The organism is Marivirga arenosa, from assembly GCF_030503895.2.
Lineage (GTDB): Bacteria > Bacteroidota > Bacteroidia > Cytophagales > Cyclobacteriaceae > Marivirga > Marivirga arenosa.
Genome location: NZ_CP129970.2, coordinates 584,773 through 598,020 on the forward strand (window position 1 = coordinate 584,773; position 13,248 = coordinate 598,020).

Genomic DNA, 13,248 nt, shown 5'->3' on the forward strand with positions numbered 1-13,248 from the left:
TCTAGTCTAACTCTTTGTTATCAATTCCTGTTTTCAAAAGTGCTAATTCTTTTAGCTCAGAAGGAACTTTTGTTAAATACTCAGGATTCTGCTTTAAAAATGATTCCTGTTCTGCATACCATTTTTTGTAATCTTCAGGTTCATCAACAATTAGAGTTAACCTCATTGAATAATGACCTCTACCACAAATCTCAGTACAAGCTATTTCATAGTTAAATTCAGGATCATTTAATTCCTCTCTCATTTCTTCAGTAGTTTTACTAGCTGTAAAAGTAAATGAAGTAGGCATCCCTGGAACTGCATCCATCTTTAACCTAAAATGAGGTGCAAAAACACTATGTAACACATCTCTTGCTCTAATATTAAAAGTAACAGGCTCTCCTTTTGGTATATGCATTTCTCTAGGTATAAAATCATCATAAGATGCTTTATCGTTGAAATCAATACCAAAGCTATTTACGGCCTCGATTACTCTATAATCTGTATTACCTAATTCACCGTCAGCACCCGGATAACGAACACCCCAAGCAAATTGGTAACCCATAATTTCAATATTGTTTGTATTTTCTGGCGCAGGAGCTGTAACATCAGTCCATACTCTCCATCCAGTGAAAACAAGTATTGCTAAAACTACAGCAGGAACAAAAGTCCAAATAACTTCTAATTTATTGTTTTCAGGATAAAAAAGTGCCTTAGAATCTTCCTTATATTGGTATTTCCAAGAGAAGTAAAAAAGTAAAATTTGTGTTAATACGAAAACAACACCTGTTACTGCCATGGTAATCCAGAACATGAATTCATATTCTGAACCGTGCTCTGAAGCAACTGGTAGATTGTAGTTATCGAATTCTTTAAATGAATACCAGAAGAATAGAAATCCCCCACCAATTAAGAAGAGCATAAATAAAGCTCCATTAATTTTATTAGATCCAGTTGCAATTTTACCGGTGTCTCCCTTTGCTACTTTTATCAAAGAAGAAATCCTGAAAATTAAGAACAAGATTGCTAATAAAAGTACTACTCCTAAACCTATAGCTAAATTGAACATATAATTTACTGTTACTTAATTAAATTAAAATACGTGATGATGTTCTGCTTCTTTCAACATTGGATGATTCTTAGCAAGAAGCGGATATTTAGATAAACTAGTTAAGGCTACAAATAAGAAGGCTACACCAAAAATGATTGCCATTCCAATTTCAAGTAATCCAAAACCTCCATTTTCTTTTAATACCGCTGGTGTTACCATTAAGTAAAAATCAAACCAATGACCGATTAAAACAATTATTGTAACGATCTTCAAGAAAACTGTATGTCTTTTTGAATCTCTTGGCATGAAAACCAAAAATGGAAAGAAGAAGTTCAAAATAAGATTCACAAAAAATACAATACTGTAATGATCACTTGAAAGTCTTTCGATGAAGTAAACTGTTTCTTCCGGTATGTTAGAATAATAGATTAACATAAACTGAGAGAACCAGATGTATGTCCAAAAAATTGAGAAGGCAAATACAAACTTACCTAAGTCATGTAATACTCCAGTAGTTACAACTTTTAAGTATCCTTGTTCTTTCAATATTACTGTTATTAATGTAATGGCCGCTAAAGCAGTAACCCACCAAGAAGCAAAAACATACCAGCCGAACATCGTGGAGAACCAGTGTGTATCAATTGATAGAATCCAATCCCATGCTGAAGTAGATGAAGTAACAGCAAAGAAAACAATAAATCCAGCTGAAATACCTCTTAATTTATAATAGTAGCTTTCACCACCATTTAAATCTTCTTCCAAAGATTTTTTTCTGATCCATCTGAACATTAAGAACCAAACCACAAAATAAACTGCCATTCTTATTAAAAAGAAAGGAGTATTTAAATATCCTTCTTTTCCAGCAATGATCGAATCGTATCTAGGATCATTCACATCATAAAGATATTCATGTGTCCAGTGGAAAATATCATGACCTCCGATTAGGAATATACCTAAAGTTAAGATAAAACCGATCGGCAACCAGTTTCCAAAAGACATTGGAATTCTAATTAGTGCTGCAGACCATCCTGCTTGTGCAACATATTGAATTGCGACAAAAAATACTCCTAACAAAGCAAGGCCTACGAAATACATATTGTTAATCCATAGATTAGCGAAAATTCTTTTAGACCAGTGATATCCGTGACCTTCTTCTGCATGTCCTTCTTCAGCATGAGCACCTTCGGAAGCATGTGCTTCGTCACCATGTGATTCAGCTACCTGCTCAGTACCTTCAGAATGCCCTGCTTCGTCAGCATGACTATTTGAGCTTGCAGAAAAAATACCTAATATCAGTAAAACCACACCTACAACAGCTAAAATAGAGAGTGTCTTTTTTGCCTTTGCAGTAAATTGAAATTGTTCTTCAGCCATGATAAATTATCTTAAAACTGTGTTATTAATCTTGTTTTTGTAATGTTTGTACATAGCGTACAATCTTCCATCTATCTTCTTGCAGCACTTGTGATCCGTGAGCCCCCATTCTTCCTTTTCCATGTGTAATTACATGGAAAATGTGACCGCCTGAAACTGTAGCTACTCTACCTGTATTGTATGCTGGCACACCTTGGTAAACTTGTCCTACTTTGGCAGTTTCATCCATTGAACCACCTCCATTTTCACCATGACAGTGTGTACAATACTTAGTATAAAGTACTTTACCCTCTGCAACAACTGCTTCATTATTCGGAAGTGGATTTTCTAGGATTCTAGCAGCCAGATCAAGGCTATCCTTATGTAATCTGTAAGGTAACATTCCATTTTCACTTCTTGGAACTGTATTACTTACAGGCTCTCTCATAGTCATACCAAATGGGTTATTAGGATTTGAGTTGAAATACTCTCCATATTCATCATCATCTGATGAAACCCATGCTCCTTGTTCTTTATCCGTTATTTGAGTTAATGGCTCATAAGAAACTGCATGGTACATATTTGGTGCGTACTCTAAGCCAGGTTCATCTTTACCAGCTTTACAGCTAACTAGAACCACAGTTACGAAGCCTAAGAAAATGATTTGAAATATTTTATTTGTATTCATCATTTGATAATTCAACTTAAAATTTCTTTTCGTTTATTTCTATAGCGCCTGATTCTTTCAAAATAGCATTTAATTCATCTGCTGATTTTGAATTCTTAGCTAAATCGATTGCCATAACATGCTTATCATCAGTGCTTCGAATATCATATATTCTTGGCTTTCCGTAAGGTTTAAGGTTACTGATTACAAAGAAAGTACCTACCATACCAAAAGCAGCTAATAATACTGTTACCTCAAAACCTACAGGTACAAAAGAAGGTATTGCTATATAATCTTTACCTCCGATAATCATTGGCCAGTCAATTCCCATCATATAGATCATCATTAAGAAAGCCAAGCAGGTACCTGTGATACCAAACAAGAAGGCAGCTATGGAAATTCTAGAACGCTTATATCCTAATTCATCATCTAAACCATGAACAGGATATGGCGTATAACACTCATGAATATTTACATCGCTTCCACGAACCTTTTTTACAGCATTTAATAATACTGATTCATCATCAAAGATTCCTACGATAAAGTTTTTACCGCTTTCCATAATTATTTCTTGTTTTCAATTTCACCTGAACTAGATTTCAATACTGATTTTACCTCTGCCATATTAATCACTGGGAAGAATTTAGCAAAAGAGAAGAACAGTGTAAAGAATAACCCAAAACTGAATAGGTAGATCCCCATATCATAAATAGTTGGGCTAAACATTGCCCATGATGATGGAAGGTAATCTCTATGCAGAGAGGTTACAATAATTACAAAACGCTCGAACCACATACCAATATTTACTACAATAGATAGTATGAATGTAGCTACTAAGCTTGTTCTAATTTTCTTAAACCAGAATAACTGAGGTGAAATCACATTACAAGTCATCATTGACCAATATGCCCACCAGTAAGGACCAGTTGCTCTGTTTAAGAAAGCATATTGCTCATACTGAACACCTGAATACCAAGCCATGAAAAGCTCTGTAATGTAGGCTACCCCTACAATAGAACCTGTAATCATGATAATGATGTTCATTAACTCAATATGATTAATCGTAATGTAGTCTTCTAGATTATAAACTTTTCTTGTTACCAACATTAAGGTTAGTACCATGGCAAAACCTGAGAAAATCGCCCCTGCAACGAAATATGGAGGGAAGATAGTGGTATGCCATCCTGGAATTACTGAGGTAGCAAAGTCAAAGGATACAATGGTGTGAACTGAAAGTACTAAAGGTGTAGCAAGACCTGCTAATACTAATGAAACCGTTTCATATCTCTGCCATGTTTTAGCAGCTCCATCCCATCCAAAACTTAATGCTCCGTATATCGCTTTAGAAATTTTGTTAGTTGCTCTGTCTCTTATAGTAGCAAAGTCAGGAATCAAACCAATATACCAGAATACTAAAGAAACTGAGAAATATGTTGAGATGGCAAAGAAATCCCATAATAACGGAGAATGGAAGTTAACCCATAATGACCCCCAAGTATTTGGAATTGGAACGAACCAATAAAAACTTAACCATGGTCTTCCTGTGTGAATTAATGGGAACAATAAGGCACAGATTACTGCGAAAATAGTCATCGCCTCTGCTGCTCTGTTAATTGAAGTTCTCCATTTCTGACGGAATAAAAGTAGAACGGCAGAAATCAAGGTTCCTGCGTGACCGATACCAACCCACCATACGAAGTTGGTGATATCCCATGCCCATCCTACAGTTTTATTAAGACCCCACATTCCGATTCCATCCCAAAGGGTAATCGCTAATGCGTAACCTCCTGTAAATAATGCACCCAAAGAAACTACCATTGCCGTCATCCATTTCGGATTTGGCTTAGCCTCTACGTGCCTACAGATATCATGAGATACATCATGATATGTCTTATTTCCTGTTACTAATACTTCTCTTACTGGTGAAGTGACTTCCATATTGCTACTTTATTAAATTAAGCCTTAGTATTTACTTTATCTTTATTTCTAATTTTGGTCATGTACCAAACGTTAGGTGCTACACGTAACTCTTCCAACACATGGTAGGCACGCTCTTCATTCACCTCTTTAATTGGTTCGTCATTACGCTCTTTCAATTTCAAGTATTTAGAAATTGCAGAGTTTTCATTATTTAAGTCTCCGAAAACGATAGCATCAGAAGGACAAGCTGAAGCACAAGCTGTGTTCACATCTTTATCTTCGATTTGTCTCTTCTCTTTCTTAGCTTTTAACTTACCAGCCTGGATTCTTTGAATACACATAGAGCATTTTTCCATAACTCCACGAGAACGAACCGTTACATCTGGGTTTAATACCATTTTACCTAGGTCATTATTCATGGCCATGTTCTTATCGAACTTAGTATTATCATGGTATTTGAACCAGTTGAATCTTCTTACTTTATAAGGACAGTTGTTAGCACAATATCTTGTACCCACACATCTGTTATAAGTCATTTGATTAAGACCTTCTGAACTGTGGGTAGTTGCCGCAACTGGACATACCGTTTCACAAGGTGCATTATTACAATGCTGACACATCATTGGTTGGAAAGTAACCTCTGGATTTTCAGCTGCTTTCTCTAATCCTGCTGTATCATCTGGAGCCGCATCAGAGCTATAGTAACGGTCAACACGCATCCACTGCATATCTCTTCTCATTACTACCTCTTCTTTACCAACAACTGGAATGTTATTTTCTGATTGACATGCAATTGTACATGCAGCGCAACCTGTACATGAATTCAAGTCAATTGCTAATCCCCAATGGTGGTTATTATATTTGTGACCATTCCAAAGTGTTAACTTAGATGGTTTTACTTTTCCTTTACTGGTTTCAATATGAGGTTGGAAATCTCTTGTCCAATCCTTTTTCTTATAGTCCTCTAATAAAGCCTCTTGAATTACAGTCTCACGCCCCATGAAGGTTTGGTGAGTCTGAGTTTGAGCTAATTGGTAATCACCTGCTGTTCCTTCAACATTAACACCTGAAGTTACAGCATAATAATTAGCTCCATTTAAGCTTCCTACTAAAGGATATACATCAAATCCAACACCATTGGCTACTTTTCCTGCCATTTTTCTACCGTAACCTAAAGCTAAACCGATAGTGCCATTTGCTTGACCTGGCTGAACTAATGCAGGAACTTCCATTGATTGGCCATTAATGTTAAGTTTGATTAACGAAGTTTTACCTTCAAAAATCTTAATACCTAACTCATTAGCCATTTTTTGAGAGATAGTAGCATAGTTATCCCAAGTTGCTTTTGAAATTGGATCAGGTAATTCTTGTAACCACGGGTTATTTGCCTGACGACCATCTCCAATAGATACTTTTTGGTAAAGTGCTACTTCTAAGCCTGTGTTATTTGGCTTATAATTTTTATTTATTCTCGATGCAACTGCAGAAAAGTTAACATCTTGGGTGCTTAACTCATTACTTTCTAAATCATAAGTGAATACACCATCATATAATACTTTATCCCAGAAGATGTCAAATGTTGGCTCTTGACCAGTGTAATGAGCATCTTCCCAATTCTTTCTTAAGAAGTTATAGTATTCTTGTTTGTTACCTGACCAAGTAAGGAAACTGTCCTGAGCTTGGCGAGTTTTGAATAATGGTGAAATAGTAGGCTGTGCTAAGCTTAACTCTCCTATTTTTGGTTCTGCATCATTCCATGACTCTAAGAAGTGATGATCTGGAGCTACATATTTTACTATAGCTGCGGTTTCATCTTTTCTGTCAGAAGTAGAAACTGTTAAAGAAACTTTAGATAAAGCTTTTGTTAACTCCTCTCCCATTCCTGAATCATAAACAGGATTGGCGTTATAGAAGATAACTGCTTTTATACTACCAGAATTAGCATCCTTAATCATTTGATTGAAATCTGCCTCATTACCTTTTCTTGCATTTGAGTAATGCGCTAGGTCAATGGTAGTACCGTAATTATTTAGCATGTTATTGATACCGTTCACTAACATTTGAACATCTGCATCATTTGAACCAGAAACTACAATTGAATTTCCTTTTGCTGCTACTAAATCTTTTGCTGCTTTTGCAATATTCGCTACATCAACTTTAGTAGCAGAAACACCACTATTACCAGTTAACTTTGCTACTTCATTGAATAAAGCAGCGACTGCTAATCCTTCTTGAGAAGGTTTGATTGGCGTTCTATAATCTGCGTTAGAACCAGTTAATGAAAGATTACTTTCAAATTGGTAATGACGAGACATGTTTTTATTCTCAGCATTAACCTTTCTAGTTTTACTATATTGCTTAGTGTGTTCGATTGGAGAAACCCAAGTACCTAAGAAATCAGCACCAAAACTTACGATAGTTTTTGCTTTACTGAAATCATATGAAGGCACAGCTCTTAGTCCGAACATAGCCTCATTAGCTGCTAACATTCCATTTTGAGATACAGCATCATACATGATGTGCTCTGTATTTCCATATTTAGCTGCTAATTCTTCAATCGCTTTTAAAGTAGAAGGAGAATTTACTGTATTAGATACAATTCTGATTTGTCCTCCTGCATCACTAATCGCTTGAAGCTGACTAGTAACTTCTTTATCTAAAGTAGCCCAGTCAGTATTTTTACCTTCTTTTAATGGCCCTCTTAATCTCTCTTGATCGTATAATGAAAGAACTGAAGCTTCTACCTGAGCATTAACACCGCCTTGAGTGATAGAAGATTTTTTGTTTCCTTCAATTTTGATAGGTCTTCCTTCTCTAGTCTTAACTACAACACTAGCATAATCACCACCTACTGAATACGTAGAGGCATAGTAATTAGGAATACCCGGATCTACATCAACCGGTTTATTTAAATAAGGGATTGCTTTTCTTACAGGTGCTTCACAAGCCGCTAAAGAAGCTGCTGCCACACCAAACCCCATCATTTTTAAGAAATCTCTCCTGGAAGTATTTCCTCCATTAGATTCTTTTTTATCATTGATTGGTAAGTACTCAGGAAATTCCTTTTCCGCATTTTTAACAAATGACGGATCATTCGTTAATTGTTCAGTTCCTTTCCAATATGTTTTTTGATCACTCATATCTATGATTAATGAAGTCGATTAAATTCTTTTAATTAATAATGACACTTAGAACACTCTAAACCACCTATGTCAACAACTTTTAAGTCGCCACCATCATGAGCTTTTACTAAGTCATCGTAATATGCATTTCCCTTAGCATTTACTTTAGTTTCTCTGTGACAGTTTATACACCATCCCATTGTTAATGTATTCCATTGCTTTACAACAGCCATTTCCTCAATAGGGCCATGACAAGTTTGACACTCAATTTCACCCACATTAACGTGTTGAGAGTGATTAAAATAAGCTAAATCTGGAAGATTGTGAACTCTTACCCACTCTATAGGCTTCACATTATCACCATACTCTCCAGTTTCAGGATTATAGTCAATTGCTTTATAAATTTTAGCAATTTCTTTTGATTCAGTTTTAATAGCTGAGTGACAGTTCATACAGATATTCGCTGAAGGAATATTGGCACTCTTACTAATCATAACACCAGTATGGCAATATTGGCATTCGATTTCGTACTGTCCAGCATGTATTTCGTGAGAGAATGCAATTGGTTGTGTTGGTTGATAACCTTGTTGTACACCAACTGTATATAAACCATCAATTACTGTTTTGGCAACAATTGCTGTGAATATAAATATAACAAAGAACAAGAAACCATTGCTTCTTACTAATTGATTGAAATTAACTTTTTGATTTACATACTCCTTATCTCTATCATCAATATCTTCCTTCTGATTGATGAAACGAGTAAGTACTGTAACAATAAGTACTAAGACGATGAGAATCAGTACTAAAACAATTACAAAACCAACAATAATAATGGTTAAGTATTCGGAAGGAATGCCTCCCCCACCTGCAGTTGCAGCTTCACCATCAGCAGTTGCTGCATCAGCAGTTGCTGCTTGTGGTGGATTATCAGTTTGATATTTGATATAACCTAAGATGTTCTTAATTTCTTCATCCGCGAAATAAGAAAAACTAGGCATTACTGTTTTACCGTATTCATTGTAAAGGTTAACAGCGTATTCATCACCGCTCTGAATTACTTTCTGAGAATTCTTGATAAAACCAATTAACCAAGGAATATCTCTTCTTTCGTAAACATTTTTAAGCGCAGGACCAACCATTTTATTTTGGACCTGGTGACAAACAGCACAATTACCATTGAATAATTCTTCACCATTTGCAATAGCTTCTTCACTTGTAGGTAATTCATCTGCCTGCGAAAAAGCATGATTTGGCAATGATAAGAAACTCACTAGTAGGAATGCTATAAAAGATAAGCGAGTAATATACGTTTTCAAGGACATATTTATTTGTTCATTTAGCATCTGGGAACACCAATTATTAATTGGCTACAAATCTACTGCCCAAAGCCATTATTTCAAATACATTTACTACACAAATTTAGCCTTTTATTATACAGAATTAAAAATAAGGGGTTAAATATCTGATAAACAGTATTTTAAAAGTTTTTGCAGGTTGCTTTATCAGCTAATTTAGAAAAATTATAAATAACGATACTGTTGAACTTTTTCCCACGATTAAGCTCATTATATTAGACGCTCCATGTAACTAAAAGCTAAAAAATTAGAGTAAAACAATCATACTGTAGAAGATGCGAAAATCCAATCAATATCAATTAATTCATTTAAAATACTGAATACTAAATTCTTACCCTATACATGTATATACATTAAAAACAAATGAAAATACGTTTAAGCTTTCTTAAAATTCCCTAAACAAGACTAAGATTCATGTAATAAATACGATTTAATACAAATTAGCAACCTCATTTAAAATCAGATTATTTTCAACATTCACGCTGTGAATCAGTATATAAATTGTAGTAAACAAAACGAATCACTTTTATGAAAATATTAACTTTTAGAAATGGAGACATATTACCTGCTTTAGGACTTGGGACTTGGAAGTCTGAGCCAGGTGAAGTTTACAATGCCGTATTAGAAGCTATAAAAGCAGGCTATAGACATATTGATTGTGCATATATATATGGAAATGAAAAAGAAATAGGAAACGCTTTGAAAGAAGCATTTGATCAGGGCTTATGCACAAGAGATGAAATTTTTATCACTTCAAAATTATGGAATAATGCGCATTTACCTGAAGATGTAGAGGCTGGATTACAGCAAACTTTAAAAGACCTTCAATTAGACTATCTGGATTTATATTTAATGCACTGGCCTATTGCTCAAAAACCTGAATCTCAATTTCCAAAAAGTGGTGATGACTTCTTAAGTGCTGAGGTTGCCCCTATCGAAAAAACTTGGACTGCCATGGAAAAGCTTGTAGAAAAAGGTTTAAGCAAACATATTGGAGTAGCCAACTTCAATATCAAAAATTTAGAAAGAATAAATAAAAATGCTTCTATAAAGGTAGAAATGAATCAGGTTGAACTCCATCCTCATTTGGTGCAGGAGGATTTAGTGAGTTATTGCCAAGAGCATGATATTTTAGTTACTGCTTATTCCCCATTAGGTTCAAAAGATAGAGCTAGTCAAATGAAAAAGGATGATGAGCCTAACTTATTTGAATTAGAAGCAGTTAAAGAAATTGCTGGAAAATATGACAAAACGCCTGCGCAGATCTTGATTGCATTTGCTCTAAATAGAGGAATATCAGTTATTCCAAAATCAACCAATGCGGGTAGAATTAAGCAAAACCTGGAAGCAGCTGAAATTAATTTAACAGAAGATGAAGTGAACAAAATCAGCCTGACAGATACCAACTACCGATTCGTAGATGGTAGCTTCTGGACTCAAGAAGGATCTCCATATACTATGGAATATTTGTGGGGTTAATTTAATTAGATATAAATAATAATATGGTATTTAAAAGCCGATGAAGATTTCATCGGCTTTTTTATTAAGTCAATACTTAGCCGATTTTCCCGTTGGCAAGGTTTTTTTAATAAATTCTCTTAAATCATCATTCGCAGTTTCTAAATCTGATTTGCGTAGGTACATCATATGCCCACTTCGGTAGCCTTTAAAGCTCATTCGATCTTTCATTTTGCCACTTGGGTCAATCTGCCACATGGTATATTTCGAGTTGAAATAGGTAGTTGCGCCATCGTAATAACCCGTTTGGAACATCACATTTAAATATGGATTTTCAGCCATGGCTTTTCTTAGATTATCACGAGTATTATTATTTTCAAAATCCCAGGGATAAACGGACCCAAACATATTGTATTTAATATCCGTCTTGAATTTTAATTCTTCTCTGATGTAGGAATTGATTGCGGGTGTGAAGGAATGTAGCCAAGAAGTGAGCTCAGCACTGTAATCAGGAGAAACACCTGCTTCTGTTTTATCTATTCCTAAATAACGTGAATCTAAGCGACCAATAGTGTAGCCCTTTTCATCACGCAATAACTCTTTCCAGAAAAAGCTAGTAGGTACATCCAGATTGTGTTGTAATATTGATTCTTTTGATAAACCTGAATAATAAGACATCCTTTCCGCTATAGTTTCCTTTTCTTTTTGAGAAAGAAATCCTCCTTTAGCTAGGGCTGGCATTAAGCTATTGATAGCAAAATCTTCTGATTCTGGTAAAATTTCCAATAGGTCTTTCGATTGAAGAGCTTCTGGTAATACACCATGGTGCCAGGCTGCAGCGGTAAAATATGGGAAGTTTACTACCGATGAAACCGGACTATCTGAATTGATGGCTTTATAATCTGCTGGAGAAACCAGAATTACCCCGTTTAAATACATCCATTGTTGCTCTTGAAGAGCTAAGGCTAAACCAGATACACGCGTACCGCCATAGCTCTCCCCTATTAAATACTTTGGGGAAGTCCATCTTTCATGACGGCTTACAAAAGTGTTTAGCCATTCTGCCAGGTATTTAATATCAGCATTTACTCCAAAAAATTTACCTCTATTTACCTCTTTACCCGTTTCAGGGATGGTACGAGAATACCCAGTATTTGCAGGATTAACAAATACAATATCTGCCACATCTAAAATAGAATATGGATTTTCATGAAAGCCATAAGGCTGAATAGGATAACCTTCTTCATCAATGTTAAGGATTTTAGGACCCGTATAGGCCACATGCATCCAAACCGAAGCAGAACCCGGACCACCATTAAATGAAATCAAAAGTGGTCGGTTTTCATCTTGCACATCTGTTCTTTTATAATAAGTATAAAAAAGTGTAGCGTCTGGCTCTCCCTTTTCATTCCAAACAGGCTGAGTTCCGGTTGTTGCGCTATAAATAACCTTTTGACCTTCAATAGTAGTAGTATGATTTGTCACAACCATAGTATCAACTGCAATTTTTCGATTTTGAGCAGCTACTGTAATTCCCAAAAGCAGCAGGCCCACTAATGCTATAGATTTGATATAATTCATATTTTATCTGATTATGTTTTTTGCTATAACCTAAAGCTAAATGAAAGGATTAAATATCAACAGCCAAAATACCATCAGAAGTGATATGAAAGGATTAGTGGTTTAAATACGACTATATGAATAATATATTCATTGAATTTATATAAGCTTTTGAAAAAGTAAGGCAGTTGAGTAGGCATCTCCCAAAGCAGTATGACGATCTAAAGGATCAATATTGTATCTTTTGAGCAAGGCATCAAGCGAATAATTTTCAGCTTTAAATTGAATTGGAGGATCATTATTTTGATCTTTTTCAATGGCTAATTCTGCTGTGTCAATTACTTTATTCACTAATCGAACGCCAGGAAAACGCTCTGACAAATATCTATTTATTAAACTTATATCGTGTTTCGCATGATGTGCCACTAAAATTGAATTACCTATAAATTTTAAAAAGCTAAGAAGCGCTGCTTTAATTTCAACCCGGTTCTCTTTTCCAGAAGTCATAATCTCGTGAATATGTACATTTCCTTTCACTCCTGATTTCCCGGTTTCAATAAAGCAATTGAAAGTTTCATTAACAGAAATGCGATTGTTTTTCATTTTTACTGCTCCGATAGAAAGCAATTGTGCCGATGACACAGAAAGTGAAGAAGACTCAGTATCGAAAATAACATAGCCTGGTTCATGCGAATCATCTAATTTATTTAAGTTAAAATAATTAAGAATTTCTTCTGGATATTCTGTTTTCGCCTTATTTTTCCAAAAACTAATTTTCAT

The 13,248-nt window shown here is 35.1% G+C and carries 10 protein-coding genes; 1 reads left to right on the top strand and 9 read right to left on the bottom strand.

Going from position 1 to position 13,248, the window contains the following annotated elements; translation table 11 throughout:
• Position 1: 1 nt before the first annotated feature.
• The 7 genes from QYS48_RS02470 to QYS48_RS02500 are packed head-to-tail and all read right to left on the bottom strand — an operon-like array spanning position 2 to position 9,417.
• The gene (locus QYS48_RS02470; RefSeq protein WP_308357383.1) at positions 2-1,048 is read right to left on the bottom strand and encodes a cytochrome c oxidase subunit II; all 1,047 of its coding nucleotides are present in this window, start codon (positions 1,046-1,048) and stop codon (positions 2-4) included.
• Between the two features lie 24 nt (positions 1,049-1,072).
• A complete protein-coding gene (locus tag QYS48_RS02475; RefSeq protein ID WP_308357384.1) occupies positions 1,073-2,404 on the bottom strand; it encodes a quinol:cytochrome C oxidoreductase in 1,332 nt (443 codons plus the stop codon).
• A 25-nt stretch (positions 2,405-2,429) separates the two neighbouring features.
• Positions 2,430-3,074, bottom strand: a complete 645-nt coding sequence (locus tag QYS48_RS02480) for a cytochrome c (protein ID WP_302103861.1) — start codon at positions 3,072-3,074, stop codon at positions 2,430-2,432.
• Positions 3,075-3,087: 13 nt separating this feature from the next.
• A complete protein-coding gene (locus QYS48_RS02485; protein ID WP_302103860.1) occupies positions 3,088-3,612 on the bottom strand; it encodes a DUF3341 domain-containing protein in 525 nt (174 codons plus the stop codon).
• A 2-nt stretch (positions 3,613-3,614) separates the two neighbouring features.
• Positions 3,615-4,988, bottom strand: a complete 1,374-nt coding sequence (nrfD, locus tag QYS48_RS02490) for an NrfD/PsrC family molybdoenzyme membrane anchor subunit (protein WP_308357385.1) — start codon at positions 4,986-4,988, stop codon at positions 3,615-3,617.
• Between the two features lie 17 nt (positions 4,989-5,005).
• Positions 5,006-8,110: a TAT-variant-translocated molybdopterin oxidoreductase gene (locus QYS48_RS02495; RefSeq protein ID WP_308357386.1), complete on the bottom strand. Its 3,105-nt coding sequence runs from the start codon at positions 8,108-8,110 to the stop codon at positions 5,006-5,008.
• A gap of 35 nt (positions 8,111-8,145) precedes the next feature.
• Complete coding sequence (locus tag QYS48_RS02500; RefSeq protein ID WP_302103859.1) at positions 8,146-9,417, bottom strand: c-type cytochrome; 1,272 nt, start codon at positions 9,415-9,417, stop codon at positions 8,146-8,148.
• Between the two features lie 561 nt (positions 9,418-9,978).
• Here QYS48_RS02500 and QYS48_RS02505 point away from each other — a divergent pair.
• Positions 9,979-10,929 (top strand): aldo/keto reductase, encoded by a 951-nt coding sequence (locus tag QYS48_RS02505; protein ID WP_308357387.1) that lies wholly within the window; start codon positions 9,979-9,981, stop codon positions 10,927-10,929.
• Positions 10,930-10,998: 69 nt separating this feature from the next.
• Here QYS48_RS02505 and QYS48_RS02510 read toward each other — a convergent pair whose 3' ends face one another.
• Together QYS48_RS02510 and QYS48_RS02515 are read right to left on the bottom strand one after the other, a co-directional pair.
• Complete coding sequence (locus QYS48_RS02510) at positions 10,999-12,489, bottom strand: carboxypeptidase (RefSeq protein ID WP_308357388.1); 1,491 nt, start codon at positions 12,487-12,489, stop codon at positions 10,999-11,001.
• A 138-nt stretch (positions 12,490-12,627) separates the two neighbouring features.
• The gene (locus QYS48_RS02515; RefSeq protein WP_308357389.1) at positions 12,628-13,248 is read right to left on the bottom strand and encodes a 3'-5' exonuclease; all 621 of its coding nucleotides are present in this window, start codon (positions 13,246-13,248) and stop codon (positions 12,628-12,630) included.

What these genes read in the sequence shown, in the direction of transcription:
- nrfD (WP_308357385.1), bottom strand. Translation starts at nt 4,988, where the DNA reads ATGGAAGTCACTTCACCAGTAAGAGAAGTATTAGTAACAGGAAATAAG.
- QYS48_RS02475 (WP_308357384.1), bottom strand. Translation starts at nt 2,404, where the DNA reads ATGGCTGAAGAACAATTTCAATTTACTGCAAAGGCAAAAAAGACACTC.
- QYS48_RS02500 (WP_302103859.1), bottom strand. Translation starts at nt 9,417, where the DNA reads ATGTCCTTGAAAACGTATATTACTCGCTTATCTTTTATAGCATTCCTA.
- QYS48_RS02470 (WP_308357383.1), bottom strand. Translation starts at nt 1,048, where the DNA reads ATGTTCAATTTAGCTATAGGTTTAGGAGTAGTACTTTTATTAGCAATC.
- QYS48_RS02510 (WP_308357388.1), bottom strand. Translation starts at nt 12,489, where the DNA reads ATGAATTATATCAAATCTATAGCATTAGTGGGCCTGCTGCTTTTGGGA.
- QYS48_RS02515 (WP_308357389.1), bottom strand. Translation starts at nt 13,248, where the DNA reads ATGAAAATTAGTTTTTGGAAAAATAAGGCGAAAACAGAATATCCAGAA.
- QYS48_RS02485 (WP_302103860.1), bottom strand. Translation starts at nt 3,612, where the DNA reads ATGGAAAGCGGTAAAAACTTTATCGTAGGAATCTTTGATGATGAATCA.
- QYS48_RS02495 (WP_308357386.1), bottom strand. Translation starts at nt 8,110, where the DNA reads ATGAGTGATCAAAAAACATATTGGAAAGGAACTGAACAATTAACGAAT.
- QYS48_RS02480 (WP_302103861.1), bottom strand. Translation starts at nt 3,074, where the DNA reads ATGATGAATACAAATAAAATATTTCAAATCATTTTCTTAGGCTTCGTA.
- QYS48_RS02505 (WP_308357387.1), top strand. Translation starts at nt 9,979, where the DNA reads ATGAAAATATTAACTTTTAGAAATGGAGACATATTACCTGCTTTAGGA.